The sequence below is a fragment of the Streptomyces sp. NPDC086766 genome, assembly GCF_044746005.1.
In the GTDB taxonomy this organism is placed as follows: domain Bacteria; phylum Actinomycetota; class Actinomycetes; order Streptomycetales; family Streptomycetaceae; genus Streptomyces.
Genome location: NZ_JBIVBI010000011.1, coordinates 48,062 through 75,011, shown reverse-complemented (window position 1 = coordinate 75,011; position 26,950 = coordinate 48,062). Strand labels below are relative to the sequence as shown.

Sequence of the window (26,950 nt, the reverse complement as noted above, 5' to 3'; positions counted from 1 at the left end):
ATCCCCCGGGGGATGTCCCGGGAGACGCCCGAGGGACGCTGAGGGACGCCTGAGGCGTTCCGCGGCGTCCCTCGGGCACCCGCTCAGTGGGCGATGTCGGCGTACCCCTCGATCTCCCGCGGACTGCGCGGCCCCGGCCCCACGTAGCGCGCCGACGGCCGCACCAGCCGCCCCGTCCGCTTCTGCTCCAGGATGTGCGCCGACCAGCCCGCCGTACGGGCGCAGGTGAACATCGACGTGAACATGTGCGCCGGCACCTCGGCGAAGTCCAGCATGATCGCCGCCCAGAACTCCACGTTCGTCGCGAGCACCCGGTCGGGCCTGCGGTTGTGCAGCTCCTCCAGCGCCGCCTTCTCGAGCGCCTCGGCGATCTCGTAGCGCGGCGCGCCGAGCTCCCGCGCGGTGCGGCGCAGCACCCGCGCCCGCGGGTCCTCCGCCCGGTACACCCGGTGCCCGAAGCCCATCAGCCGCTCACCGCGGTCCAGCGCCCGCTTCACGTACCCGGCCGCGTCCCCGGTCCGCTCGATCTCCTCGATCATGCCGAGCACACGGGAGGGCGCCCCGCCGTGCAGCGGGCCGGACATCGCGCCCACCGCGCCCGACAGCGCGGCCGCCACGTCGGCGCCGGTGGAGGCGATGACACGGGCGGTGAAGGTGGAGGCGTTCATGCCGTGCTCGGCGGCCGACGTCCAGTAGGCGTCGACGGCCGCCACGTGCTTCGGGTCCGGCTCGCCCCGCCAGCGGATCATGAACCGCTCGACCACGGAGTGCGCCTTGTCGATCTCGCTCTGCGGCACCATCGGCAGCCCCTGCCCGCGGGCCGACTGGGCGACGTAGGACAGCGCCATGACGGCGGCCCGCGCCAGGTCCTGGCGGGCCTGCGCGACGTCGATGTCGAGCAGCGGTTTGAGACCCCACACCGGCGCGAGCATGGCCAGCGCGGACTGCACGTCCACCCGGATGTCACCGGAGTGCACGGGGATCGGGAACGGCTCGGCGGGCGGCAGACCGGGATTGAAGGCCCCGTCGACGAGCAGTCCCCAGACGTTGCCGAAGGAGACGTGACCGACGAGGTCCTCGATGTCGACGCCCCGGTACCGGAGGGCGCCGCCCTCCTTGTCCGGTTCGGCGATCTCCGTCTCGAACGCGACGACTCCCTCGAGTCCGGGTACGAAGTCGGACATCAGGCGGCTCCTCGTGAGGTGTGCGACGGATGGTGCGGTGGGGACGACGACCAAGGGCGCGTTGTCGTCGAAAAGCGGGTGGGCGCCGGGGCGGATCCGCGGTCGCGTCCGACGACTCGCGGTCCGAAGCGGTCACCCCTTTGATGCCCCGTACGGTCGGCGGTCACCCAACCTGGACGGCAGCAGCACGATATCCCCGCGTGCCACCGTTGGGGAGGGCGTCCGGCACTCGGTGCCACGCAGTGACGAAGGACACCCGCCGGCCCGGGCCCGCCCATACGGCAAGATGACCGGGTGACCGACCGAGAAGCCGGAGCCGGACGAGAAGCCGGAGCAGCCGCGGAGGGCGACCCCTTCGACCTCGCCTCCATGCGCAAGCACTACCGGGCCGAGGGCCTGTCCGAGACCGAACTGGCCGACACCCCCGTCGCACAGTTCGCCCGCTGGTTCCAGCAGGCCGCGACGGAGGGCGGCATGTTCGAACCCAACGCCATGGTCGTCTCCACGGCGGACGCCGAGGGCCGCCCCAGCTCCCGCACGGTGCTGCTCAAGGCGTTCGACGAACAGGGCTTCGTCTTCTACACCAACTACGACTCCCGCAAGGCCCGCGACCTGGCCGAGAACCCCTACGTGTCGCTGCTCTTCCCGTGGCACCCGATGGCCCGCCAGGTCATCGTCCAGGGCGTCGCCCGCCGCACCGGCCGGGACGAGACCGCCGCCTACTTCCGCACCCGCCCGCACGGCTCCCAGCTCGGCGCCTGGGCGAGCGCCCAGTCCACGGTGATCGCCACCCGCGCGGACCTGGAGGTCGCCTACGCGGAACTGGCCGCCCGCTACCCCGAGGGCGAACAGGTCCCCGTCCCGCCGCACTGGGGCGGCTTCCGGGTCGCCCCGCGGACGGTCGAGTTCTGGCAGGGCCGCGAGAACCGCCTCCACGACCGCCTCCGCTACACGGCGCAGCCCGCCGGCACCTGGCACGTCGAGCGCCTGAGCCCCTGACCCCGAAAACCCCGCACGACGCAGACGACCCGCGAGCTCAGGTCCCCCGCCTGACGGCGGAGAAGCCGGCCGGACGTACCGGCGAGCTCGCGGGTCGGGTGACTGCGTTGGATTGGGCCGGCTGCGTGCGTCTGGCACACGCTGGTCCGGCGCCGAACCGAGTACGACGGCGGGCCGCTAGCCCGCAGCCACCTCTTCCGTCCGGTATGCATACATCTGCCGAACCACCTCCCTTCCGAAGTGCTCCCCACACTAGGAAGGCACCCGCGACGGATCAACCGTTTTTTCCGGGGGCCGGTCCGGCTCTCCAGCGAAGCCCCGGACGAAGAGCGGGGTCGAGGCGCAGGCGAGGCGGCGTGACGCCGTCCGGCGGGCCGGGCGCGGCCCGGTGCGCGGCTCACTGCCTTCCGTGCTCCTGCAGTGCGGCCAGGTCGAGTGCGGTGGCGATGCGTGCGGCCACGTCCTCGGCGTAGGCCGCGTCGACGCGTTCGAAGGGGTTGCGGCCGGAGCCGCGCAGGAAGGTCACCACGCCGAGGGTCCGGCCCCGGCTGCGCAGGACCGCGCACAGGGCGTGCACGGTGTCCGCGGGCCACTGCCGGGCCTGGGCCCACTCGCGTGCCTGGCCGGGGGGCACGGCGCCGACGGTGGCGCGCACGGACCCGGTCCGCTGGACGCACTGGAGGGCGGGGTGCCCCTCGCCGTAGCGGACGGGGAGTGCGGCGCGGCCGGTGAGCAGGCTCGGGCCGGGGGCTCCGGAGGGGGTGGCGGCGACCCGCACGAGCCGTACCGGGCCCGTGGTCTCGCCGTCGGTGACGGCGCCGCCCGCCACGCGGTCGACCAGGGCGTGGTCGGCGAAGCCGGCGAGGGCGAAGTCGAGGTGGACGGTGGCGGCCTCCGCGGGGTCCTCGCACTCGGCCGCGGCGCGGGCGGCCCGGTGCAGCTGGTTGCCGCGGAACCGCAGCTGGGCGGCCTCCTGCTCGCCCTGCTTGGCCTCGGTGACGTCGACGAACAGCCAGGCGACGCCCAGCGGCACCGGTTCCTCCGCGAGCGGCGAGGCCAGCCGGACGAATCCGCTGCGCCAGCAGCGCCGCCGTTCGCCCTCCGGGGCGCGGACGCCCACCCAGATCTCGGCCGGGGCGGGCGGCGCGCCCTCGGCCAGGACGTGGGTGAGGGCGCTCTCCAGTTCCTCCACGCCCTGGGAGAGCAGTTCGCCGAGCGGGCGTCCGAGCGCGGCGGTGCGTCCGGTGCCGAGGGCGCGGGCCGCGTGCGCGTTGACCACGGCGGGCCGCAGGTCGGCGTCGACGAGGACGACGCCCCAGGAGGCCTCCTCGAACAGGGCCTCGCTCAGCGCGATGGACCGCTCCAGGTCGATCTGCGCGTGCACCTCGCTGAAGGCGCAGTAGACGCCGGCGGGCTTGCCGTCGGGCCCGCGGACGGCCGCCGACTGGGTGCGGACGAGGACGCGGCCCCCGTCCTTGGTGAGCAGCGCGAACTCGTGGACCTGCCGTCCGGGTGCGTGCATGGCGGACATGAGCCGCCCCTCGACCTCCTCGGCGTCGGCGCTGCGCACGGCCCATCCGGCGAATCCGTGCCGGCCCACGGCCTCGGCGGCGGTCCAGCCGAGGATGCGCTCGGCCTCGCGGTTCCAGTGGGTGACGACGCCGTGCGCGTCGAAGGCGCACAGGGCGGCGTCCATGCCGTCGAGCAGGGCGGCGAGCAGGTCGGAGCCGTCGGAGGCGTCGGAGCCCTCCGGGCCGTCCCGCTCGGGTTCGTCCGGCCCGACCTCGTCGGTGGTCCCACTACGCCGGGAAGCACTCACCTGGACCCCCTGCAGGCTGCGTCCGCACGTACGGCGCGTCGATTCGCGCACTGCCCATCATTCAACTGGAACGTGATGCAGCACACATCGAGTTCCCCAAGATTGAGGCAATCGTTTCACGGCCGCGCCGGCCGGTGCGGGCCCTCTCCGGTTGCCGCTGGTCAGCGCCCGGTCAGCGGATGTCAGCGGAGGCAAGCGCGGTCGGCCGCCGGTCAGCGGCGGTAGAAGATGCGGTCGGCGTACTCGTCGAAGACGCGGCCGTTCCACTCGTGGCCGCCGTCGACGTTGCCGGAGCGCAGCAGCGGGGGTTCGACGCCGCGCTCGGCGAGGGCGCCCGCGGCCGTGGCCACGACCGCCTGGAGGAGGGCGCTGGTGACGACGGTGGAGGCGGGGGCGAAGGGTGCGGGGACGGTGTCGAGGGTGAGTTCGGCGTCCCCGACGGCGATCTTCGAGTCGAGGACGATGTCGCAGTGGTCCTTGAGGAACGTGCCCGAGGAGTGCCGGGACCCGGTCTCGGCGGCGTAGGCCACCGAGGTGACGCCGACGACCTTCGCGCCGAGCGCGCGGGCCCTCATGGCCATCTCGACGGGGAGGGCGTTGCGGCCGGACAGCGAGACGATCACCAGGGCGTCGCCGGAGCGGACGGGGGAGCTGTCCAGGACGGCGGCGGCGAGGCCGTCGACACGTTCGAGGGCGGAGCCGAGGGTGGCGGGCATGACGTCGACGCCGACGGTGCCGGGGACGGCGAGCAGGTTCATCAGGGCCAGGCCGCCGGCCCGGTAGACGACGTCCTGGGCGGCGAGCGAGGAGTGGCCGGCGCCGAACGCGAAGAGGCGTCCGCCGGCGGCCACGGTATCGGCGAGCAGGGTGCCGGCGGCGGCGATCGGCTCGGCCTCCTCGTCGCGGACCCGCTGGAGCAGGCCGACGGCGGCGTCGAAGAACTGGCCGGCCAACGTGCGGTCGCTCATCCGGGGTCCCCTTCACGGTGTCTGCCACGGCGTCCGCGCGGTCGGTGGTGCGGCCGGTCCGCGGGGCCGTGTGTCGCGGATCACGGTGAGGTCTGGACCAGAGCGGTGTCAATACGGGGCCGGTGACCGCGGGGCTCCGGTGGCCGCGAGACGGTGGCGGCAGGCGGGGATGCGGCGGCGGCAGGCGGTCGGTCACGGGGCCGGCCGGCGCCGCGCTGCGAGGGCGTTTCGGCGGAGCGCTCCGGTTGTCGGTGCCATGCGTCAGAATTGGTGCCAGGGCCAGCGCACGCGCCGGAGAGCCGCCGAGTTTTCCGGCAGAGGTAATCGAGGGGCACGTATGTCCGGACTGATCGACACCACGGAGATGTATCTCCGCACCATCCTCGAACTGGAGGAGGAAGGCGTCGTCCCCATGCGCGCCCGGATCGCCGAACGGCTCGACCAGAGCGGACCGACGGTGAGCCAGACCGTCGCGCGGATGGAGCGCGACGGTCTCGTGTCGGTGGCCGCGGACCGGCATCTGGAGCTGACGGACGAGGGCCGCCGGCTGGCCACGCGCGTGATGCGCAAGCACCGGCTGGCGGAGTGCCTCCTCGTCGACGTGATCGGCCTGGAGTGGGAGCAGGTGCACGCCGAGGCGTGCCGGTGGGAGCACGTGATGAGCGAGGCGGTCGAGCGCCGCGTGCTGGAGCTGCTGCGCCACCCGACCGAGTCGCCGTACGGCAATCCGATCCCGGGGCTGGAGGAGCTGGGCGAGAAGGACGGCTCCAACCCGTTCCTGGACGAGGGCATGGTGTCGCTGGCCGAGCTGGACCCGGGGACCGACGGCAAGACGGTCGTGGTCCGCCGTATCGGCGAGCCGATCCAGACGGACGCGCAGCTGATGTACACGCTGCGTCGCGCGGGTGTGCAGCCCGGCTCGGTGGTGAGCGTCACGGCGTCGGCGGGCGGTGTGCTGGTCGGCAGCGGCGGGGAGGCGGCCGAGCTGGAGGCGGAGGTCGCCTCCCACGTCTTCGTCGCCAAGCGCTGACCGCGTCCGGTCGGCCCTTCTCCGGCCGTGACGCAGCGTCATGCTTTCCCGGTGACTTGGCGGAGAGCGGCCAACTCCTGTGAAAGCAGGGGCAGTTGTGGCGCCGCGGTCGATCCCGCCGAATCCGAGATTCAGTGCGGCGAATCGCAGCGCTCGGGCGCTTCGCGTGCAAGGCTGTCGCAGAGGCATATGACCTGAAGGGGGCGGGGCGGGATGTGCCGTCGGGATGTGGAGGGCCCCGGCGCCGTGTGGCGCCGGGGCCTGTCCTCCCCTGTGTCGACCCGGAGCCCCGAGCTCTCAGGGTCGTCCCCCTCGGACCGTTTTCCCCGAGCGGTCCGCCTCCCGATGAAGATCTCCCCCCGAGCGCGGCGATCATTCCTGGCGGGGGGTCACTCGAACGAGGGGTGTTGCCGGCGGAGACCTCATTTTCGAATGGGCATTCGATAGCGTGTGGGTGAAGCGAGTGGTCCGAGTGGAACCAGGGGGGTGCCAGGACCTATGACGCGGCGCATCGACGTGATCGGGACCGGCGGCGTACGCCTCGCCGCCTGGGAGTTCGCCGACCCGCCCAAGGCCGACCCGGCACCGGCCCTGCCCCGGCAGGCCGGACCGGCGAGCCCGCCCGCTCCGTCAGCCCCGCCCGATGCGGCGGGCGCCGCCGGCGAGCGGCCCTCCGGGGTGCTGTTACTGCACGGCCTCATGGGCCGCGCCTCCCACTGGGCCTCCACCGCCCGCTGGCTCTCCGAGCGGCACCGTGCCGTCGCCCTCGACCAGCGCGGCCACGGCCAGAGCGGGAAACCGCCGCGGGCGGCCTACACCCGTGAGGCCTACGTCGAGGACGCCGAGGCCGCCGTCGAACAGCTCGGGCTCGCCCCGGCCGTGATCATCGGCCACGCGATGGGCGCCCTGACCGCCTGGCAGCTCGCCGCCAAACGCCCCGACCTGGTGCGCGGTGTGATCATCTGCGACATGCGGGCCTCCGCGCTCGGCGCGGCCTCGCAGCGCGAGTGGGAGGACTGGTTCCGGGCCTGGCCCGTCCCCTTCGCCACCCTCGCCGACGTCCGCAAGTGGTTCGGCGAGGACGACCCCTGGGTGGAGCGCCCCAACCCGGCCCGCGGCGCCTTCTACGCCGAGGTCATGCAGGAGAGCGCCGACGGCTGGCGCCCCGTCTTCGAACCGGAGCAGATGCTTCAGTCCCGCGAGACCTGGGTGTACGACGCGCACTGGGAGGAGCTCGCGCAGGTCCGCTGCCCCGCCCTCGTCGTCCGCGGCCTCGACGGCGAACTCGGCCGCGCCGAGGCCCAGGAAATGGTCCGCGTCCTGCCCCGCGGCCAGTACGCCGAGGTGGCCGACGCCGGCCACCTCGTCCACTACGACCAGCCGGAAGCCTGGCGCACCGCCATCGAGCCCTTCCTGGACACGGTCCTCACCGGCTGACCCACCCCGGCCCCGGCCGAAAGCCGACGGTCCCGGCCGTCCCCGCGCCCTCGTCGGCGTAGGTTCGGCCGTATGACCACGGCGGCGGCCCAGGAGGCGTTCCTCAAGGCCTTCCACAGCGAGCACCCGGCGGTGACCGGGGACGCGTTCGGCGGCGGACGGGCCCCGGACGGGCGGACCAGCTACGAGATCCTCGGCGACCGGGTGACCGGCCGCCGTCGCGTGCTGGACCTCGGCTGCGGCGACGGACTGCTGCTGGAAGTTCTGGCCCGCGCCGAGGGGCGGCGGCTCGCGGGAGTGGACCTCTCACCCGCGTCCCTGGCCCTGGCCCGGCGCCGCCCGGCTCTGGCGCACGTGGCCCTGGTGGAGGCGCGGGCGCAGGACCTGCCGTTCACCGACGGAGCCTTCGACGCCTGCGTCTCCCACCTCGCGCTCATGCTCATGGGGGGACGTCGACCGGGTCGCCGCCGAGATCGCCCGGGTTCTGTCCCCCGGCGGAGTGCTGGCCTGCGTGGTCGGCGCCGGAGCCGTCGGCGGCGAGGCGTACGAACTCTTCGGGACGCTGCTGCGGGAGACCGTCCGGCAGGCGCCCGCCGCCCGGCGCATCCCGCCCCTGGGAGACCGCAGGACCCGCGACCGCGACGGGCTCGCCGAGGTCCTGGCACCCGCCGGGTTCGCGATGGTGGACTGGCGCACCGTGCCGATCGACCTGAGCGGCCCAGCGGAGCGGGTGTGGGCGTCCGTGTCCGGCATCTACGACGTCGGCCCGCTCGACGGGGCCGCCGTCGCCCGCCTCCGCCGCGTCTTCCTCACCGAGGCGGCCGCCCTGGCCGGCCCGGACGGACGGGTGCCGTGCGGCTTCCGGATCCACGTGGCGACGGCCCGCCTGCGGTGAGGGCCCGTCTGCCGTGACGCGCGGTCAGCGGTGAAGGCGCGCCGGCCCCGGGTGGCGCGGCCCGCGACCGCTCGCCCCTCACCTCCCGCCCCTCACCCCTTGCTCACCGCGGTGAGGATCTCCGGGAGGCGGGCTGCCGTGCGGGGGGCGGCGAGGTGGAGGCCGAGGAGGGTGAGGGTGGCTCCGTAGGCCGCGCCGGCGGGGAGGAGGAGCAGGGTCCATCCCTCGCCGGCGGCGCTGACGTTCGTCCAGATGGTGAGGGCGATGACGGGGGAGCACAGCAGGGCCGCCGCGACCATGCCGCCGAAGATGGAGATCCAGGCGAGGCCGACCTGTCCCGGGACGACGTTCTTGTAGCCCTCCTGCGGGATGGAGTACGGGAAGCGGGCCGAGGTCCACGCGCCGGTCGCCAGCATCGCGCCGAGCAGCGCGAAGGACAGGCCCAGTACCTCGGGCAGTCGCGGCCAGTCGCCGAGCAGCGCCGTCGTCAGCACCGTCACGAGGACGGCGTAGGGCAGGGTGATCAGCAGCAGGGCCAGGGCCCGTGCGCGCAGTTCGACGTAGGCGTCGCGGGGGGAGGAGATGGTCAGCGCGACCATCCAGAACGCGGACGTGTCCTGCCCGAACTGGTTGTACATCTGGATGCCGAGCATCCCCGCCGCGAAGCAGGCGAAGTAGACGGAACCGGTGCCCTGCAGCGCGTTGAACACGGGCACGATCAGGCCGATGGCGAGCGAGGTCGCCCAGGCCGCCTTCGTCTTCGGGTCGCGCCACACGTAGCGCAGGCTGCGCTCCATGACCGTGCCGGTGCGGCCGGCGGGCAGCAGGCGGGCCAGGCCGCCCCGGCCGTCCGTGCGGGTCCGCCCGCGCTCGGCGTTGCCGCCGGCCGGGAGGGTGGAGGCGTCGGGGGAGGTCATCAGCCGGGTCAGGCTGCGCGCCCACAGCGCCAGGACTGCCGTCAACGCGGCTGCGGTCAGTGCGAGTTGAGCCGCAGCGGCGCCCCAGGAGCCCCTGCTCGCCGAGTCCACCGCCCCGATCGCCGACGCGGGCGGCACCCAGCGCAGCACGTCGGCCGCCGGGCCGAGCTGCGCGAGCCCCGCCGTGCCGAGCCGCTGCATGCCGAAGTTGACCAGCTGCGCCCCGATCGCGACGACCAGCCCGCTGAGCACCGCCAGGTCCCGCCCCTTCCGGCTGGTCAGCAGCCGGATGTTGGCGGTGGCCACGGCCCGCGCCAGGGCCACGCAGAGCAGCAGGGCGAGGACGAGGGCGACGGCCGAGACGGCGTACGCGGCCGTCCCGTGCGCCACCGTGATCGCGCATCCCGCGAGCAGCAGAACCGTGAACAGCGGCCCGACGCCGACCAGGGAGGCCGCCAGCAGCGCCCGTACCAGCGGCCGCGGCCGCAGCGGCAGCATCACCAGACGGCTCGGGTCGAGGGTCTCGTCGCCGCCGGGGAAGAACAGCGGCATCACGGCCCAGCCCAGCGCCAGCACCGCCGTGCCCAGGACCGCGACCGAGGCGATGTGCGCGTGGCCGCGCAGCGCGATCAGGCCGGCCAGTTGCAGCGCGGCGAACAGCAGGGCCACGACGGCCGACGCGAGGAACGCGGCGCGCCGCCCGCCGGACTGCCGGAGCCCGTTGCGCAGCAGCGACAGTTTCAGGCGTACGACGACGGCGGTGGTCGTGGCCGCCTCGGCGCCGCCGCTCATCGGGCCCCGCCGCCCAGCCAGTCGAGGTGCGAACCGGCGTCCCGGCCCTGCGCGCCCACGAGTTCGAGGAACGCCCGCTGGAGGGTGGGGGCCTCGCCGCGCACCTCGGCGAGGGGGCCGTGGGCGCGGATGCGGCCCGCGGCCATCACGGCCACCCAGTCGCACAGGGACTCCACCAGCTCCATGACGTGCGAGGAGAAGACGACGGTGGCGCCGGAGGCCGTGTAGCGCTCCAGGACGCCCCGGATGATCTGCGCGGACACCGGGTCGACGCCCTCGAACGGCTCGTCGAGGACGAGGACTTCGGGATTGTGCAGAAGAGCGGCGGCGAGGCCGATCTTCTTGCGCATGCCGGTCGAGTAGTCGACGACCAGCTTGTGCTGGGCTCCGGCCAGGTCCAGCACGTCCAGGAGCTGGGTCGCCCTGCGGTCCGTCTCGGCCCCGGACAGACCGCGCAACCGCCCGGAGTAAGCCAGGAGTTCACGTCCCGACAGCCGCTCGAAGAGCCGGAGCCCCTCGGGCAGCACCCCGATCCGCGCCTTCACCGCCACCGGGTCGCGCCACACGTCGTGGCCGACCACCTCGACGCTGCCCTGATCCGGCCGCAGCAGCCCGGTCACCATGGACAGCGTGGTCGTCTTCCCGGCGCCGTTGGGACCGACGAGCCCGACGAACTTCCCCGCGGGCAGCTCCAGATCGATCCCGGCGACGGCGACCTGCTGCCCGAACCGCTTCCAGAGGCCCCGCACGCGCACGGCGGCCGGCCCCACCCCTGTTCCCTCCGTCATACCCGAACCCTACGGCGGGAGCGGCGCCCCGGAGGGGGCGGCGAGCGGGCGTGGCGTGGATCGGCCGGTTCCGGGGGGAGGTTCGCCCGGCGGGGGGCGAGGGGCGCCGGCCGGGGTGGGCCACCCCTCGCAGCAGCGTCCCGGCCACCCCCGCAGCCGCTTCCCGGCCGCCCTCGTAGCGGGCTGCCGCCCACCTCGCAGTCGGCTGCGGCCCACCTCGCGGCCGCTTCCCGGCCATGCTCGCAGTCGGCTGCGGCCTACCTGGCGGCCGCTTCCCGCCCACCCTCGCGGTCACGCGCGCCCGGCGTCGCGGTCAGACGCCCGCCAAGGCCCGCCTCGGGGGCCGCAGTCGACGGCCGCCTACCGCTCGCGCCCGCACGCGTAGGCCAGCGGCGAGACCAGCTCCTCCGCGTCCGGCAGCCACCGGTTCGCCGCGGTCGGCCGGCAGGCCCACTGCACGGCGCCGCGCGACCCGTACCGCGTGGGCGGCGCGGCCAGGTACGCGCCCTCGCCGAGGACGACCAGGTCGAGGGAGGACGGCGACCAGCCCAGCTTCCGCACCAGTTCGGGCATCTTGGCCGCGGCTCCCGGAAGCACCAGGAACTGCATGCGCCGCTCCGGTGTCAGGGCCACCGGCCCGAGCGACAGCGACATCCGCTCCATCCGGGCCAGCGCGAGGAACCCGGCCGTCTCGGGAACGGAGAGCACGTCGAACGTCCGCCCGGTGGGCAGCAGGATCGACGCCGTCGGCTGCCTCTGCCACAGCCGGCGCGCGACGGTCGCGCTGCCCGTGGCCTGCGTCGCCCAGTCCTCGCGGGCCGGGTGCGCGCCGGGCACGGCGCACGCGGGGTGGCCGCAGGAGCAGCGCTGCACCCCGTCCACGGACTCCAGCCAGGTGCCGGGGAACACGTCCCAGTGCCGTTCCTCGGCATAGCGAACGGCGGTCTCCAGCAGGGATTCCCCGCGCTGCTGAGGGATCTGACCGGTCATCTGTGCGGAGTCCGTGCCCGCGATCGTCTCTTCCACGTCCCACTCAACTCCCGCGTCCACCTGGAGTTACGGCCCTGCCGCGCGCGGGGGAGGAGCATCGCTTCCACGCCCGGGGCGCATGGATGCATCTGCGGGGGCGCGCGGGAGGATCGACGGCGGGCGCTGGGTAGTCCGGTGTGGGGGTGGATTCGCCTTCACCCCGGCAATCCTCACAAGTCTCGCATTGTCGGCGGTCGGGCGGGGCATCGATCTTCACGGCCGTACCTCTCGCCGGGACGCGAGGGGTCGCGGAAGACACGTCAACTCGGTGCGTGGGCAGGCACCGCAGCCACAGGGGGTTAACGCCATGGCCGCAAGGCCTCTCGTCGCGCGGCAGCCGAACGAACGGCTGCAGGCGCTCATCCAGGAAGCGGGCTGCTCGAACGCCGGGCTGGCCCGGAGGGTCAACATGTGCGGCGCCGAGCACGGTCTCGACCTGCGCTACGACAAGACGTCCGTGGCCCGCTGGCTGCGCGGACAGCAACCACGCGGCCGCGCCCCGGCGATCATCGCCGAGGCGCTGGGACGCAAGCTGGGCCGTACGGTCACCATCGACGAGATCGGCATGGCCAACGGCAAGAACCTCGCCTCGGGCGTGGGCCTCCAGTTCTCGCCGACGGTACTGGGGGCCATCGAGCAGGTCTGCGAGCTGTGGCGCAGCGACGTGGGCCGGCGGGACTTCCTGTCCGGCTCGTCCGTGGCCGCCTCCGCGCTGGTCGAGCCCAGCCGCGACTGGCTGATCTCCGCGCCGGACGGCCAGGTCGCGCGCTCGGCCGGGCCGCGGGTGGGGCAGTCCGACGTGGCGGCCGTCAGCGCGATGACCCAGGCGCTGGTCGACCTCGACCACGCCTACGGCAGCGGGCATGTGCGCCCGGTCGTCGTGCACTACCTCAACAGCGTGGTCTCCGGGCTGCTGGCCGGGTCCTACCGCGAGGCGGTGGGCCGGGACCTGTTTGCCGCGGTGGCGCGGCTGACCGAACTCGCCGGGTACATGGCCGTGGACACCGGGCAGCCGGGCCTCGCCCAGCGGTATTACATCCAGGCGCTGCGCCTCGCCCAGGCCGCCGGGGACCGCGGCTACGGCGGGTACGTCCTCGCCGCCTCCATGAGCCATCTCGCCGCGCAGCTCGGAAATGCGCGGGAGATCGCACAGTTGGCGCGGGCGGCGCAGGAGGGCGCGCGCGGGCGGGTCACGCCGCGGGCGGAGGCGATGTTCCACGCGGCCGAGGCGCGCGGGCACGCGCTGATGGGCGACGCGCGGGCGGCTCAGCTGGCGGCCGGCCGGGCGGTGAGCGCGCTGGAGTCCGCCGAACCCGGCTCGGGGGACGACCCGGCCTGGATCGCCCACTTCGACGCGGCGTATCTGGCCGACGAGTTGGCGCACTGCCACCGCGACCTGGGGCAGGCGGAGTCGGCGGCGCGGTGCGCGCGGGAGTCGCTGGCCGGGCATCCCGTGTCGCGGGCGCGCCGGCGGGCCATCGGCTATGTGCTGCTGGCCACCGCGCAGGTGCAGCAGCGGGAGATCGAACAGGCCTGCGGTACGGGGCTGAAGGCGGTGGAGCTGCTGGAGACCCTGCGCTCCAACCGGGGCGCCGAGTACCTGGAGGACTTCCAACAGCGTCTGGAGCCGTACCGGGACGAGCCGGTGGTAAGGGAGTTCGGGGCACGGCTGGGGGTGCAGGCGGCGGCGTGAGGGCCCGGGCCGAGGGTGCGGGCGGCGGCGTGAGGGGGCGGTGGGGGACGCGGGCGGTCGCGTGGGGGAGCGGCGGGCCGGTGCGTGAACGCCCGCCTGATCCCTGCGTGAAGGTGTGGTGAACGGCCGCCGTCCGTGCGTGCGGGAGCAGTAACTGCGTGTCCGGGGCGCGTTTTGTTACTGCGGTCACGGGAAGGAGGTCAGGCCCCGTGCTGCGTGGCACGGGGCTTCGGGGACCCGGTAGCGTGAGCCGACGATTCCGAAGGTCCCCCATTCGTAGGAGTCCCGGTGACGCAGAGTGGACAGGGCGAGGAGCCCTCGGCGCAGCCCGCGCGCGAAGGCATCGTGCTGCCCTCGGACGGGAGCGAGCCCCTGTTGCCGGGCATGACGGGCGCCCCCGCCGCCCGCCCGCCCGCGCAGCCGTCCGGCCAGAACGCCGCCCCGGCCGGCGGCCAGGCCTGGGGCCAGCCGTGGGGGCCCGGCGACCAGCAGCCCGCGCCGCAGCCCGGTCAGGGCTGGCAGGCGCCGGCCGGTCAGCCGTGGAGCACGCCCGGGCACGACCCCTACCAGCAGCAGCCGCAGGCTCACTGGGGCGCCCAGGGCCCGGACACCTCCGGCGCCCAGGAGTCCCCGTCCGGCGCCCCGGCGTACCCGGGTGCCGGGCCGCTGCCCCCCGAGGGCGCCCCGGCGCCGCACCACGACATGCGGGGCTCCGCCCCCTCGGCCTACGGCACCCCGCCGGGGCCGATGCCCTCCGCCGGCGCCGACCCGTACGGCTCCGCCGCCGGACAGCCCCTGCCGCCCGCCGTTCCCGGGCACGGCATACCGGGCGCCGCCGACGAGGGCGCCACCCAGTACCTTCCGCCGGTCTCCTCCGCCCCGGCCGACGAGGGGGCGACGCAGTTCCTCCCGCCGGTGGCCCAGGGCGGGCTGCCGCCCGAGGTCTCCGGCGACCAGGCGACCCGGTTCCTCGGCCGCCTGCCGCAGGACGGCTCCGGCCCGCCGCCGTACGCCGCGCCCGGCGGCGGTTCCGACGCCGAGGCCACGCAGTACATCGCGCCCGTGGACGCCGGGGCGGGCGGAGCGCCGCCCTACGGCGCGGGGCCGGGCGGGGACGGAGGACGGCAGACGCCCGCCGAGTTCGACAACCTCTTCCGCAGCGACGCCGGCGGCGGTGCCCCCGCGACCCAGCAGCTGCCGCGCTTCCAGGAGACCCCGGCCGGGCACCCGCACGACCGGCCCGCGTACGCGCCGCCCGGCCGGGGCGACCGGGGCGACCGGGGCGGCGACGGCGGCCGGGGCGGGGGCACCCGCTCGCGCGTGCCGGTGATCGCCGCCGTCGGCATCGGCATCGCCGTGCTCGGCATCGGCGCGGGCGCCCTGCTCAGCGGCGGCGGGGACGGCGGCGACCAGACCGGCGGCGACGACAAGAACGTCTCCGCGACCGCGCCCGCCACCGACGGCTCCGCGGCCGCCGACCCGGCCCGGCAGCAGGCCGTCGAGCTGGACAAGCTGCTCTCCGACAGCGGCAGCAGCCGCGCCTCGGTGATCAGCGCGGTGGCCGACGTCAAGAACTGCGGCGACCTCGGCGGGGCCGCCTCCGACCTGCGCGCCGCGGCCAAGCAGCGCAACGAGCTGGTGACCCGGCTGCAACAGCTGTCCGTCGACCGGCTCCCCCGGCACGGCGAGCTGACCGCGGCCCTGACCGGCGCCTGGCGGGCGTCCGCGTCGGCCGACGCGCACTACGCGGCCTGGGCCGACCAGGTCGGCGGCCGGAAGGGCTGCAAGAAGGGCCACGCCCGCACCACCAACGAGACCCAGGCCGGCAACCGGCAGAGCGGCGTGGCCAGCGCCCAGAAGGTCAAGGCCGCGCAGCTGTGGAACGTGATCGCGCAGAAGTACGGCCTGACCCAGCGCCAGCCGACGCAGCTCTGAGGCCCGGCCCGGCTCACGACCCGGCTCCGAGGCCCCGGAGGGCGCGGGAGGTCAGTTGACGTCCGCGTCCTCCAGCGTCCGTCCCAGGTCGACGAAACCCTTGGCGGCCGGCACGAGCCGGCCCCCCCGGACCACCTGAAGCGTCACGTCGGCGTTGACGAGGCGGGGGAAGCTGCCGGCGGAGAACGTGTCCCGCAGGCGCCACCGCAGGGGCGGGGTCAGACCGCCGGTGTCCACCCGGAGCCCGGCGTCGAGGGTGTGCCGCACGCTGTCGGCGCTCACCTCACCGGCGCCGATCCTCTCGACGACGGCCCGCAGCGCGGTGTAGGCGATCCAGGTGGTCTGCACTCCGGCGTCCTCGGGGTCGACGCGGTTGTCGCCGAAGGCCTCCGCGTTGATCACCTTCTTCATGGGGCCCCAATGCGGGTCGCTCGCCACCGGGTACCAGCCGGTGAGGTACGAGCCCTCGTACGGCCCCGAGCCGCCGCCGCTGGCGTCGACCACCGTCTGGTCGACGCTGCTGAGCACCGCGGCGGTCCGCACCCCCGGGTAGCTCTCGCGGTCACGGCGGAAGGAGTCCATGAAGGTGTCCGTGCGCTCCCCGAGGGCCGGTATGACGCAGCCCTTCCTCACCGGGTCGGCGGTCGCCCGCCGCAGCGCCAGGTCGGACTGGCCGGAGTACTCGGTGGCGTCCTCGGCGGCCCGCTGGTCGTGCGCGGGCACGTGCCCGCCGGCCTTCAGCCCGGCGTCGAGCAGGGCGGGCAGCTCGTCGCCCGCGATGGTGTCGGGCCGTACGAGCGCGACGGGGCCGCAGTTCGGCGCGAGCTCCTTGCCGAGGCCGGCCAGCAGGGCGGGCTGGCCGCCGTTCACCGGGTAGGACAGGGCCCGGGTGAACTCCGCGCTGGTGACGCCGTAGCCGCCGATGTAGGGGATGCCCGCGCCCTCCAGCGGCGGGAAGAAGGAGTCGCTGTACTGGCTGTAGGAGCCGACGACGGCGACCACGTTCTCCTTGACGGCGCGCCGGGCGCACTTCGCCGCGGCCACGCTGTCGTTGCCCTCGTTGCAGGTCAGGACGTTGAGGCGGCGGCCGGCCAGGCCGCCGTGGGCGTTGATCCAGCGTGCGTAGGCCCGTGCCATGGCGGGCATTCCGGGTTTGTTGGTGGCCTGGGTGTTCTCCGGCGCCCAGGTCATCACGGTGACGGTGCCGTCCCCCGCCGAGTCCGAGGCGCCGGGGACGACCCCGCAGCCCGCCGCGAGCGACGCGCAGGCCACCAGGGCGCCCGCCGCGAGGGCGGCTTTTCTCTTGACGGGCCGGGGGAGAACGGGGAGGAATGTGCTGCGCGTGTGTCGCCTGCCGGTCATGCTCACGCACGATTCCCCCACACCGCTAACCCAGGAGTGACCCATGGTCAACGGGGGGTGACGCTACGGTGAATTGCGGGGGCCGATGGGATCACCGGTGCGAGGAACGTACGATCGATGACCGTGCAAGGTTCGGAGAACTCTTCCCGTCGCGGCCGTCGCTCCTCCACCATGGGCGGCATGCCACTCAACGACATGCCGTGGTGGCGCTGGCGCAGCAATGTGCGCTCCGCGCTGCACATGCTCTCCGACCCGGTGTTCCAGCGGGACGTCTGGCTGGCCGGCGTGGAGGGGTACGGAGACGTCACCGACGCCGTGTACCGCCTGGTCGAGGACACCTGGCTGGACAACTGGTCCGCCGAGAAGTACGTCGGGACGATCTTCCGCGACTCCCAGGAGGCCGCGCTCGTCGACACCGCCGTGCTGCGCGTGCTGCGCATCATGCACCAGGTCGGCCCGGACGCTCCGGTCTCCGCGTACCTCGACCACCAGGGCTGGCCGGAGGCGGTGCGGGCGGCGCGGGACGCGCACCTGCGGATGGCCGCCGGCGACGGCGAGGACCCGGACGCGCCGCCGCGCAGCCTCGAGGTGCTCCGCATCATGACGCACACCGCGTAACCGGCGGTCCGGCCTCCCCACCCGGCCCCTCCGCCCACCCCTTGCCTGCCCGGCCCCCTCGGCCTTGCGGTGCCCGGCCGGGGCCGCGGTCCGCTTCCCGGACGTCCCTCCGCGGGCCGGGGCGGACGTGAGACCCTGTGGTGCATGAGCGAGCAGTCCACCCGAGCCGCGGCCCAGGCCGATCAGTACGTTCTCACCATCGCCTGCCCGGACAAGCAGGGCATCGTGCACGCCGTGTCGAGCTACCTGTTCATGACCGGGTGCAACATCGAGGACAGCCAGCAGTTCGGCGACCACGACACGGGACTGTTCTTCATGCGCGTCCACTTCTCGGCGGAGGCCCCGGTGACCGTCGACAAGCTGCGCGCCAGCTTCGCGGCGATCGGCGACGCCTTCCAGATGGACTGGCAGATCCACCGGGCAGACGAGAAGATGCGCATCGTGCTGATGGTCAGCAGGTTCGGGCACTGCCTGAACGACCTGCTGTTCCGCGCCCGCACCGGGGCGCTACCGGTGGAGATCGCGGCGGTGGTGTCCAACCACACCGACTTCGCGGAGCTGGTGGGGTCCTACGGCATCCCCTTCCACCACATCCCGGTGACCCGGGACACCAAGCCCGAGGCCGAGGCGCGGCTGCTGGAGATCGTCCGCGAGGAGCGGGTCGAGCTGGTCGTCCTCGCCCGTTACATGCAGGTGCTCTCCGACGACCTGTGCAAGCAGCTCAGCGGGCGGATCATCAACATCCACCACTCCTTCCTGCCGAGCTTCAAGGGCGCCAAACCGTACCACCAGGCGCACAAGCGGGGCGTGAAGCTGATCGGCGCGACCGCGCACTACGTGACGGCCGACCTCGACGAGGGGCCGATCATCGAGCAGGAGGTCGAGCGGGTCGGCCACGACGTCACGCCGGACCAGCTCGTCGCGATCGGCCGGGACGTGGAGTGCCAGGCGCTGGCCCGCGCGGTGAAGTGGCACGCCGAGCGGCGCATCCTGCTGAACGGGCGCCGGACCGTGGTCTTCGCCTAGAGGCCCGAGGCCCGAGGCCCGAGGCCCGGCGTGCGCGCGGCGCGCGCCGGACCGTCCGGGGCCGCGGCTACAGGCGGCTGAGCGACGCCGCCGCGTACAGCACGTCCCTGATGGCCTCCCGGTCGCCCACCTGACCGGCCGCCGCCTCCCGCGGGGCCACGTGACCCGCCGCGAGCCGGCAGAACTCCACGCCGTCCAGGGCGACATGGGCCACCTCGTGGTCCGCGGAGCCCGCCGCTCCCGGCGCGTCCAGCGGGATCAGCCACTCGCCGCCGCCCAGCCCCTCGATCTCCAGCCGCAGGCTGCGCCCGGGTTCGCCCGCGGGCACGAGGTGCCGGGTGGGCGCCGGTGCGGCCAGGCCCGCCTGCCGCCGCGCGGCCAGCGCGACCGGCAGCATCCGGGCCGCGAGGTCGATCATGCGGTGCAGATGCCGCGGCGCGGGCGGCGCGTACGGGTAGTCCACCGCGTCCGCGATGTCCTCCGCGTGCACCCAGCACTCGAAGGCCCGGTCCAGCATCGCGTCGCGCAGCGGCAGCTCGAAGTCGCCGTACCCCACCGCCAGCTTCCCGGCGGGGCCGCCGGTGAAGGAGACCGTCCGCACCAGGGCGTGCGACTGCTCCCGCCAGGGCGCCCGGACGTCCCGGGTGGGCGGGAGGTGCGCGGTCCGCCAGTACGTCTCGGTGCGCTGCCTGGGTCCGGGAGCGGCCGTCGCGAGGTCGCCCAGCGGGTCGTCGAGCCCGAGCGCCGTGGCGACCAGCCCGTCGACGCACAGCAGATGCGCGATGACCCCGGCGACGGTGGTACGGCGGTCCGCCGTCTCCTCGCGCTCGAACCACCGCAGCCGCACCGGCGCGTGCCACTCGGAGTCCCCGATGTCCTGGAGCAGCGCGTCCAGCCGCGCGGTCTCGGCGTCGTAGGGCGCCGCCCACTCGGGCACCGGGATGCGCGGCGGCCGCCGGTCCAGGCAGCCCCGCAGGACGCGGGTGCGCAGCCCCGGATCGAGGTCCAGGCTCTCGGGCGGGTGGAGCAGTGCGACGGCGTCCCGCAGCCGCAGCGCCTCCTCCGCGCAACCGCCGCACTCGCCGAGGTGCTCCTCCACGGCGGCCGTCTCCTGCGGCGAGCAGGCGGCCAGCGCCCAGGCGCCGAGCAACGACTTCAGGACGTGGTGCTCCAGCACGAGCGGCGCGCGCCGGTCCGCCGGGGGCGGCTCCGGGGCGTCCGGCCCGGCGGGCACCGGCGGCGGGGGCAGCGGCCGCTCGCCGTCCTCGACGGAGGCGCGGGGCATCGGGATGCGGGGCGGCCCGACCGGCTCGGGACGGCCCTGGGGGTCCTCGGGTGGCCCGCTCATGCCGCACCCCCGTACTCGGGCGGTGCCCCGGGGGCCCCGGCGTCGTGGGCGGTGGACAGGAGCTGGAGGCCGAGGCGGAGCCGGCGGCGGGCCTCGTCCTCGGTGACGCCGAGGTCGGCGGCGGTCTGGCGGTAGTCACGGCGCTGGAAGTAGGCCAGTTCCAGCGCGGCGCGCAACGGGGCGGGCATGGAGTGGACGATGTAGTCGGCCCGGGCGGCGGCCGAGGCGCGGCGCACCTTGTGCTCCAGCTCCTCCGGCGACCCCTGGCCGCCCCGGGCCAGCGCGGCGGTCTCCGTGGTGCGCAGGCGCTGCACGGCGAGCCGGTGGGTCAGTGCGGCGACCCAGGAGCGCAGCGGCCCCTGCTTGGGGTCGTAGACGTCGGGGTGTTCCCAGACGTGGGCGAAGACCTCGCGGGTGACGGTGTCGGCGGCGTGCTCGTCGCCGAGCACGCGGTGGGCGAGGCCGTGCACCAGCGAGGCGTAGCGGTCGTAGAGCTCACCGAGGGCGGCCGCCTCGCCGCGTGCGAGCCGCTGCTGCATCTTGCGGTCCCAGCGGGGCGGTGCGTCCTGCTTCGCCATACGGCCCCCTTGCGCCCTTAATGTCCGTCATATCCGTTACGACCGTTGTGTCGGTCGTGTCGTGCCGCCGCCCCGTTCCGTCTCCGTGTCCACCGTGTTCCTGCCGTCTCCTCGAATGTAGTCGGCACGTCCGACAGCGCACGCCCCTTTGTGGCAATGTGCGCCCCCCGGTGAGCCGCAGGTGGTAGGGGTTCGCGGGGTGCGGTTCCGGGTGTGGGGACGGCGGTACGGCTCATATCGTCCGTCTCGCCTACCCCTGCACTTTCCGACCAACCCCGATCGAACACGATCGAAGATGACCCAAACAAGACCCTAGTTGACCGTCATCGGTTTGCCGCAAGGAGTTTGGGGGAACGGCCGCTGGGCAGCCGCGCGGAAAGAAGCGTAGGAACTGCTTCCGTTCCGGGCGGTTCCGGGGAAGTTCCGGCGAGCGGAGGGCAGACCGTGACGTTCAAGGTGACCGATGACGAACAAGGTGAGTGGGCCGTACTCCGGGTCTCGGGGGAACTGGACCTGGTGACCTCGCCCGTGCTGCGTCAGCGGGTGCACGACGCGGTGGCCCAGGGGCGCCACCATCTCGTCCTCGACCTGTCCGAGGTCTTCTTCTGCGACTCCAGCGGCGTCGGCGTCCTCATCGCCGCCCGCCGCCTGTTCCGTTCCTGCCAGGGCGGGCTGCGCCTGATCCTTCCGGCCCGCGGAGCCGTCGACGGCTCCCACGTCAACCGCGTGCTCGGCGCCCTCGGTGTCCGGCGCCTGTTCGACGTCTACCCGGACCTCGCGGCCGCGGTGGACGAGGAGCCGCTGTCGGCCTGAGCCGCCGTCCCCGGGTGCCCCACCCGCCGCGTGGCCGCCCGGCGGTCCGTCACGGGTGCTCCGTGCCGCATCAATGTCCGGAAATTCCCCCGGCGGTGTCCCGAAATTCCCCCGGAGTTGGCACAACCGTCGGTTTCCCGTCCGCGGACGGTCCTCGGCGTCGTACGCTCCCTGCCAGATGCACCCCACACGTAAGGCGGCCAGAGAAGAGATGGTCAGCAGCGAGTACGAGCGCAGGATCGCGGCCCGGTTCGCCACCTTCGACCAGGACGGCAACGGCACGATCGACCGCGAGGACTTCAGCGTGGCGGCCAAGGCGCTGCTCGCCGAGTTCGCCACCCCCGCCCGGTCCGACAAGGGCCAGGCACTGTACGCCGGGGCGGAGGCCTTCTGGCAGGGCATGGCCGGAATGGCCGACCGCGACGGCGACCAGCGCATCACCCGGGAGGAGTTCGTCGGCGGCGCGGTCAAGCGCCTGCGCGACAACCCCGACCGGTTCGCGGAGATCGCCCGCCCCTTCCTGCACGCGGCCCTGGCCGTCGCCGACCCCGACGGGGACGGGGCCGCCACCGTCGAGGACACCGTACGGGTCCTCAGAGTCCTCGGCGTCCCCGAGGACGGAGCCCGGGCGATCGCCGCCTCCCTCGACACCGACGGGGACGGCAAGGTGGGCGAGCAGGAGGTCGTGCCCGCCTTCGCGCGGTACTTCACCGTGCCCGAATAACGCTCGCACGGCCCGTACTTGAGCCCCTTGCGCGGGGTCCCGCCCCGCGCAAGGACGTCCACCGTCTCCAGCCGCCGCGGCGACTCGTGGACCGGCGGCCCTTCCGCGCGCAGAGGCGCGACGTCACCGCGTCGAGCCTCAACTCCGGCGCTCCCGGAGGCTGCTCCACCACCACGCGGACCCGCTCCCCGCGCTCCGGGTCCGGCAGCGCGGTCGCGGCCACGCCCCCGCGCGCCGGGTGCCGGTGCGGCGGGTCCTCGCCCTCCTCCGCGGAGATGTTCCGTCCCGCGGACGACGACGTCCCCCGCCGCGGGCGAAGGCGGCAAGGGGGCCACCGGCTCCCAGGGCGTGCGGGACGTGCCCGGTTCCGGCGTGGTGGCGTGCCTGCCCCACCCCTCCTGACCGACCATCCGCCGGTGGCTCCGCCGGTCGCCGCCGAGCAGCTCGGCGTGGCCTCGACGGCGCGCCGGTCCGGCCGTGCAACACGCCCGGGCGCATGAGCAGTTCGGTCGGCCGATCGGTGCCTCCCGGGCGGCGGGGGCACCCGCGCGCGGCCCTGCTGATCCGCACGGACACGGCCCGGGTCGCCGGCCGCGCGGCCGCCCTCACCGCCGGCCCCGCGGACGTCGCGGCGGCCCGGCTGCTCGCCCACGGGGCCGCCGTGCGCGGGGCCCGCGACCGCCTCCGGGCGCACGGCGGCAGGGGCTTCACCTGGGAAAGCGAGGTCGGTCCGCCGTTGAAGCGGGTGTTGGGGCGGCCCCACCGTGGCGGCGTCGTGACGGAGAGTGAGGGGCTGTTCGCGGCCGATCGGGCGCCCGGAGCGGACTGGGAGGGCCCTGGGCTGCGGCGACCCGAAGGCGCCGGATCGAATGTCACGGATCGTGGCATACCGGAATTACAGAGCGTTGATACCGGGTTGTGTCCTAGGTGTGACTCGTCACGTCCTGGAGTCGCCGCCCGGCTCGGGTACCTTGTGTGCAATGCGAGTGGTCCCGAGGACGAGCCATCCCGGTGCGGCCCCTGAGGCGGCGCCGGATCAGGCGGTGCGCGGGCCTGTTCGCGAGGTCGGGCGGCCTTCGCCCCCCGCCCGTTCGACTTCCCGCGACGAGCGTCGCACAGTATGCCGCACGAGTACTCCTTCGCGCGGGAATATGCCCGAAGCGCTTGTAGCGGTGACAGTACGTCAACCATGCTGTCTCGCAAGGGAGTCACGTTCCGTGACCCTTGCTCTGGCCGTTGTTCTGGCCATGCAGAAAATGGCTACGATCGTGGCCCTCGTGTGGCGCGAGGCTATGTGTCCGCCGGTTCGGATGGTGTGAGCGGTGCAGGTGCTTCAAGTGCAGCTGGAGATCCGGCCCGACCCCGCGGAGGTCGGGCGAGCCCGGAAGTGGGCCCGCTCCCGGCTCGCCGGGTCGGGCATAGAGGTCGACGAGTCGCTCGCCGAGACACTGATCCTGCTCGTCTCCGAACTGGTCACCAACGCCGTGGTGCACACCGGCTGCCCGGCCGTGCTGCGGCTGTCGCTGCCCGGAGGGGCGGCCGAGGCGGCCACGGTCCGCCTGGAGGTGGCCGACACCAGCACCCGCGCCCCCGTACCCCGCTGCGCGGACGACGACGCCACCGGTGGCCGCGGACTCGCCCTCGTGGACGGCCTGGCCGACCGCTGGGGCTGGAGCCGCGAGGGGGCAGGCAAGCGCATCTGGTGCGAACTGGACCGCTGCGCGCCGTCCGCCCAGAGCGCGATGCGCAGACGCTGCGGCAGCGAGGCCCCCGCGTACGACGGACTGGCGTACGAAGCCGTGTGAGGCGGTGACGGGGCGCGCCGGGGCGGAAGGCCGGTTCCACCGCTGCGGAAAGCGCTGCCGGTGCGGCCGGTGAGTGGACCGTGCGCCGGGAGATGCTTCCGTGCGCGGCCACTGTGAAGCGGACGCAACGGACAAATTGCCTCGCGGCTGTTGACGGGACGTGCGCGTTTGATCACGCTTGGGGGCAGCGATTCGCCGTGAGGGGACGGCGAGGGCCCGCGTGACGGAGGCCCTCGGCGAGTGTGAGTCGCGCGTCGGCGCCGACCGGTCCCTTCAGGGCCGAGGGGGGCGGGGATCGGTGCGCCGGAGCCGGATGGTGGCGCGGGGTGCCGTGCTCGGGGCGGGCACAGCGCGCCGCCACCCGGACTCTCCGCGCTGCCCCGGAGGTCGCGTTCACTACGGCCCTGAAGAGCGGCCGGCGGTGCCACCGGTGTGCCCGTCGCGCCGGCGAACGGCCCGGATCCCGCCGGCGGCGGGAACGCGAGCCGGCCCTCTTCTCCACAGGCTGTGGACAACTTCTCGAGATTCCCGTTCCGGCCCCGCAACCTCCGCCTTCCCGCGACGTGTCCACGAGGTCGGGCGGACGGCGGTCGACGTCGAGACCGCCCGGGCCGGCGCGGAGGCGGGGCGCGCGGCACCGGTGTCCGGCCGGAGCGCGCCGCTCACGTTCTGACGGTCGCCCGGAACGTCCGCCGGTACGCCGTGGGCGTCACCCCGAGCGCCGCCTGCAGATGCTGGCGCATCGACTGGGCCGTGCCGAAACCGGAGTCGCGGGCCACCTGGTCGACGGACAGGCCGGTGGACTCCAGCAGGTGCCGTGCCCGCTCCACCCGCTGCTGGGTGATCCACTGCCCGGGGCTGACCCCGACCTCCTCGCGGAAGCGCCGGGTGAAGGTGCGTACCGACATGGACTCCTGGGCGGCCATGTCGCGCAGCTGGATCGGTTCGTGCAGCCGGCCCAGCGCCCACGCCCGTGCCGTGGTGGTGGTCGCCTGCTGCGGGTCGGGCACCGGCCGCTCGATGAACTGCGCCTGCCCGCCGTCGCGGTGGGGCGGTACGACCGTCCGCCGGGCCACGTCGTTGGCGACCGCGGTGCCGTGGTCGCGGCGCACCATGTGCAGGCACAGGTCGATCCCGGCGGCGACGCCCGCCGAGGTGAGCACGTCCCCGTCGTCGATGAACAGCACGTCCGCGTCCACCCTGATCCGCGGGAACATCCGCTGGAAGCGGCCGGCGTCGGCCCAGTGCGTGGTCGCGGGGCGGCCGTCGAGGTATCCGCCCGCGGCGAGGACGTAGACGCCCGTGCAGATGGAGGCGAGCCGGGTGCCGGGCCGGATGTGCGCGAGGGCGGCGGCGAGTTCGCCGGTGAGCACGCCCTCCTCGAAGACCGGGCCGAGCTCGTACGAGGCGGGGACGACCACGGTGTCGGCGGTGGCGAGGGTCTCCGGGCCGTGCGGGACGTGCACGGCGAAGTCGGCGTCCGTCTCCACCGGGCCCGGCGGTCGCACGGAGCAGGTGACCACCTCGTACAGCGGCCGGCCCGCCGCGTCCCGGGGCCGCCCGAAGATCCGGTGCGGGATGCCCAGCTCGAAGGGGAGCAGTCCGTCGAGGGCGAGGACGACGACGCGGTGAGGACGGGAAGCGGTGACCGTATCCATGGCCCGATCCTACCGAACACTGTCCTTCGGGCCACTCGATCGGAGGGACGGAACATTGGAAGCTCGATGACGTGACCCAGACAACGGAATCCGCAGCCACGGGAGCCGCGACCGCGGGACCCGCGGGCGCCGAAGCACCCGCCCCCCGTCCCGACCGGAGGCCGTCCCGCGTCCACCGGGCCTGGTTCGTCGCCGCCGTCACCTTCGTGACCATCCTCGGCGCGGCCGCCTTCCGCTCCCTGCCGGGCCTGCTCTTCGACCCCCTGCACCGGGAGTTCGGCTGGTCGCGGGGCACGATCGGCGCCGCCGTCTCGGTCAACCTCGCGCTGTACGGGATCACCGCGCCCTTCGCCGCCGCGCTGATGGACCGCTTCGGCATCCGCCGGGTGGTCGCCGCGGCGCTCGCGGTCATCGCCCTGGGCTCCGGCGCCACCGTGTGGATGACGGCCGCCTGGCAGCTCCTGCTCTGCTGGGGGCTGCTGGTCGGCCTCGGCACCGGCGCGATGGCGCTGGCGTTCGCGGCGACGGTCACCAACCGCTGGTTCACCGAGCGCCGCGGCCTGGTCAGCGGCATCCTCACCGCCGCGTCCGCCTCCGGCCAGCTCATCTTCCTGCCCGTGCTGTCCTGGACGGTCGAGAACCACGGCTGGCGACCCGCCGCGGTGACGGTGGCTCTGGCCGCCCTCGCGGTCGTCCCCTTCGTCTGGGTGCTGCTGCGCGACCACCCGGCGGACGTGGGCCTGAAGCCGTACGGCGCGACGCGGTTCGTCCCCCGGCCGGAGCCCGTGGCCGGCGCCGCGCGGCGCACGCTCACCGTGCTGTCCTCGGCGGTCCGCACCGGGCCGTTCTGGCTGCTCGCGGGCACGTTCGCCATCTGCGGGGCCTCCACCAACGGCCTGATCCAGACCCACTTCGTGCCTGCCGCCCACGACCACGGCATGCCCATCACCGCGGCCGCCTCGCTGCTCGCCGTCATCGGGGTGTTCGACGTGGTCGGCACCATCGCCTCGGGCTGGTTCACCGACCGCTTCGAGCCGCGCCGCCTGCTCGCGGTGTACTACGCGCTGCGCGGTGTCTCCCTGCTGTTCCTGCCGATGCTGCTGGCCCCCTCGGTGCACCCGCCGATGATCTTCTTCATCGTCTTCTACGGCCTCGACTGGGTCGCCACCGTCCCGCCCACCCTCGCCCTGTGCCGGGAGCAGTACGGCGAGGACAGCGCGATCGTCTTCGGCTGGGTGCTCGCCTCCCACCAGGTCGGGGCCGCCCTCGTCGCCTTCCTCGGCGGCGCCGCCCGGGACGTCTTCGGCTCCTACGACATGGTCTGGTACGCCTCGGGAGCGCTGTGCGCGGCGGCCGCCCTGATGGCCCTGGTGATCCGCCGCCGCCCGGCGGCCCTCGCGCCGGTGCCGGCCTGAAGGACCTCTCCTTCGTGTCCCGCCCGGGGATCGGGGCCCCAGAAGGCACCGCCGCCCGGAGCGGGGCCGATCCGGAAGGGAGGCCCTGGCGGAACCGGGCGGGCCGGCCCCGGCCGC

At 74.4% G+C, this 26,950-nt stretch carries 22 protein-coding genes and 1 pseudogene; 13 read left to right on the top strand and 10 right to left on the bottom strand.

The window, feature by feature from the left end; all coding sequences use genetic code 11:
- Positions 1–83: 83 nt before the first annotated feature.
- The gene (locus ACIPM1_RS20845) at positions 84–1,184 is read right to left on the bottom strand and encodes a citrate synthase 2 (RefSeq protein WP_402436824.1); all 1,101 of its coding nucleotides are present in this window, start codon (positions 1,182–1,184) and stop codon (positions 84–86) included.
- Positions 1,185–1,553: 369 nt separating this feature from the next.
- Here ACIPM1_RS20845 and pdxH point away from each other — a divergent pair, with 369 nt between their 5' ends.
- Positions 1,554–2,183, top strand: a complete 630-nt coding sequence (gene pdxH, locus ACIPM1_RS20840) for a pyridoxamine 5'-phosphate oxidase (protein WP_402437118.1) — start codon at positions 1,554–1,556, stop codon at positions 2,181–2,183.
- Between the two features lie 397 nt (positions 2,184–2,580).
- On the opposite strand, the gene ACIPM1_RS20835 is transcribed toward pdxH, so the two are convergent.
- Positions 2,581–4,002 (bottom strand): PAS domain-containing protein, encoded by a 1,422-nt coding sequence (locus tag ACIPM1_RS20835; protein WP_402436822.1) that lies wholly within the window; start codon positions 4,000–4,002, stop codon positions 2,581–2,583.
- A 212-nt stretch (positions 4,003–4,214) separates the two neighbouring features.
- Entirely contained in the window at positions 4,215–4,970 is a 756-nt protein-coding gene (locus tag ACIPM1_RS20830; protein ID WP_356188976.1) for an SIS domain-containing protein, read from the bottom strand.
- A gap of 337 nt (positions 4,971–5,307) precedes the next feature.
- Between ACIPM1_RS20830 and ACIPM1_RS20825 the strand changes: the two genes are divergently transcribed.
- From ACIPM1_RS20825 to ACIPM1_RS20810, 4 genes and pseudogenes are all read left to right on the top strand, one after another.
- Entirely contained in the window at positions 5,308–6,000 is a 693-nt protein-coding gene (locus tag ACIPM1_RS20825; protein ID WP_356188974.1) for a metal-dependent transcriptional regulator, read from the top strand.
- A gap of 498 nt (positions 6,001–6,498) precedes the next feature.
- Positions 6,499–7,437 (top strand): alpha/beta fold hydrolase, encoded by a 939-nt coding sequence (locus tag ACIPM1_RS20820; RefSeq protein WP_402436819.1) that lies wholly within the window; start codon positions 6,499–6,501, stop codon positions 7,435–7,437.
- Positions 7,438–7,509: 72 nt separating this feature from the next.
- Positions 7,510–7,821 (top strand): annotated as a pseudogene (locus tag ACIPM1_RS20815) (class I SAM-dependent methyltransferase); the annotation flags it as partial.
- A gap of 127 nt (positions 7,822–7,948) precedes the next feature.
- Complete coding sequence (locus tag ACIPM1_RS20810; RefSeq protein WP_402437131.1) at positions 7,949–8,332, top strand: hypothetical protein; 384 nt, start codon at positions 7,949–7,951, stop codon at positions 8,330–8,332.
- A 92-nt stretch (positions 8,333–8,424) separates the two neighbouring features.
- On the opposite strand, the gene ACIPM1_RS20805 is transcribed toward ACIPM1_RS20810, so the two are convergent.
- From ACIPM1_RS20805 to ACIPM1_RS20795, 3 genes are all read right to left on the bottom strand, one after another.
- Positions 8,425–10,041, bottom strand: coding sequence for a transporter (locus ACIPM1_RS20805; RefSeq protein ID WP_402436817.1), 1,617 nt, complete (start codon positions 10,039–10,041; stop codon positions 8,425–8,427).
- A complete protein-coding gene (locus ACIPM1_RS20800) occupies positions 10,038–10,829 on the bottom strand; it encodes an ABC transporter ATP-binding protein (RefSeq protein ID WP_402436815.1) in 792 nt (263 codons plus the stop codon). Before ACIPM1_RS20800 ends, ACIPM1_RS20805 begins: the two co-directional genes overlap by 4 nt.
- Before the next feature lie 360 nt (positions 10,830–11,189).
- Positions 11,190–11,855 carry a bifunctional DNA primase/polymerase gene (locus ACIPM1_RS20795; protein WP_402436813.1) on the bottom strand — a complete coding sequence of 222 codons (666 nt, stop codon included), beginning with the start codon at positions 11,853–11,855 and terminating at the stop codon, positions 11,190–11,192.
- A 310-nt stretch (positions 11,856–12,165) separates the two neighbouring features.
- Between ACIPM1_RS20795 and ACIPM1_RS20790 the strand changes: the two genes are divergently transcribed.
- Both ACIPM1_RS20790 and ACIPM1_RS20785 read left to right on the top strand, forming a co-directional pair.
- Entirely contained in the window at positions 12,166–13,551 is a 1,386-nt protein-coding gene (locus ACIPM1_RS20790) for a transcriptional regulator (protein ID WP_402436811.1), read from the top strand.
- A gap of 288 nt (positions 13,552–13,839) precedes the next feature.
- The gene (locus tag ACIPM1_RS20785) at positions 13,840–15,486 is read left to right on the top strand and encodes a hypothetical protein (RefSeq protein WP_402436809.1); all 1,647 of its coding nucleotides are present in this window, start codon (positions 13,840–13,842) and stop codon (positions 15,484–15,486) included.
- A 51-nt stretch (positions 15,487–15,537) separates the two neighbouring features.
- On the opposite strand, the gene ACIPM1_RS20780 is transcribed toward ACIPM1_RS20785, so the two are convergent.
- Positions 15,538–16,848 carry an ABC transporter substrate-binding protein gene (locus ACIPM1_RS20780; RefSeq protein ID WP_402436807.1) on the bottom strand — a complete coding sequence of 437 codons (1,311 nt, stop codon included), beginning with the start codon at positions 16,846–16,848 and terminating at the stop codon, positions 15,538–15,540.
- Positions 16,849–16,965: 117 nt separating this feature from the next.
- On the opposite strand from ACIPM1_RS20780, the gene ACIPM1_RS20775 reads away from it, so the two are divergent.
- A complete protein-coding gene (locus tag ACIPM1_RS20775) occupies positions 16,966–17,466 on the top strand; it encodes a hypothetical protein (protein WP_402436805.1) in 501 nt (166 codons plus the stop codon).
- Positions 17,467–17,610: 144 nt separating this feature from the next.
- Positions 17,611–18,492 (top strand): formyltetrahydrofolate deformylase, encoded by an 882-nt coding sequence (gene purU / locus ACIPM1_RS20770; protein ID WP_402436803.1) that lies wholly within the window; start codon positions 17,611–17,613, stop codon positions 18,490–18,492.
- A gap of 67 nt (positions 18,493–18,559) precedes the next feature.
- Here the strand turns inward: purU and ACIPM1_RS20765 are convergent, their stop codons facing one another.
- Together ACIPM1_RS20765 and ACIPM1_RS20760 are read right to left on the bottom strand one after the other, a co-directional pair.
- A complete protein-coding gene (locus tag ACIPM1_RS20765) occupies positions 18,560–19,840 on the bottom strand; it encodes a zf-HC2 domain-containing protein (protein ID WP_402436801.1) in 1,281 nt (426 codons plus the stop codon).
- On the bottom strand, positions 19,837–20,418 hold the full coding sequence (locus ACIPM1_RS20760; protein ID WP_402436799.1) for a sigma-70 family RNA polymerase sigma factor: 582 nt from the start codon (positions 20,416–20,418) through the stop codon (positions 19,837–19,839). The genes ACIPM1_RS20765 and ACIPM1_RS20760 overlap by 4 nt, the downstream gene beginning before the upstream one ends.
- Before the next feature lie 444 nt (positions 20,419–20,862).
- Here ACIPM1_RS20760 and ACIPM1_RS20755 point away from each other — a divergent pair, with 444 nt between their 5' ends.
- From ACIPM1_RS20755 to ACIPM1_RS20745, 3 genes are all read left to right on the top strand, one after another.
- Positions 20,863–21,231: an STAS domain-containing protein gene (locus ACIPM1_RS20755; RefSeq protein WP_402436797.1), complete on the top strand. Its 369-nt coding sequence runs from the start codon at positions 20,863–20,865 to the stop codon at positions 21,229–21,231.
- Between the two features lie 211 nt (positions 21,232–21,442).
- Positions 21,443–21,955 (top strand): EF-hand domain-containing protein, encoded by a 513-nt coding sequence (locus ACIPM1_RS20750; protein ID WP_356189054.1) that lies wholly within the window; start codon positions 21,443–21,445, stop codon positions 21,953–21,955.
- 1,337 nt (positions 21,956–23,292) lie between these two features.
- Positions 23,293–23,760, top strand: coding sequence for an ATP-binding protein (locus tag ACIPM1_RS20745; protein WP_402437116.1), 468 nt, complete (start codon positions 23,293–23,295; stop codon positions 23,758–23,760).
- 662 nt (positions 23,761–24,422) lie between these two features.
- Here ACIPM1_RS20745 and ACIPM1_RS20740 read toward each other — a convergent pair.
- Positions 24,423–25,418 (bottom strand): GlxA family transcriptional regulator, encoded by a 996-nt coding sequence (locus ACIPM1_RS20740; RefSeq protein WP_402436796.1) that lies wholly within the window; start codon positions 25,416–25,418, stop codon positions 24,423–24,425.
- Between the two features lie 71 nt (positions 25,419–25,489).
- Here ACIPM1_RS20740 and ACIPM1_RS20735 point away from each other — a divergent pair, with 71 nt between their 5' ends.
- The gene (locus ACIPM1_RS20735; protein ID WP_402436794.1) at positions 25,490–26,833 is read left to right on the top strand and encodes an MFS transporter; all 1,344 of its coding nucleotides are present in this window, start codon (positions 25,490–25,492) and stop codon (positions 26,831–26,833) included.
- Positions 26,834–26,950 lie beyond the last annotated feature (117 nt).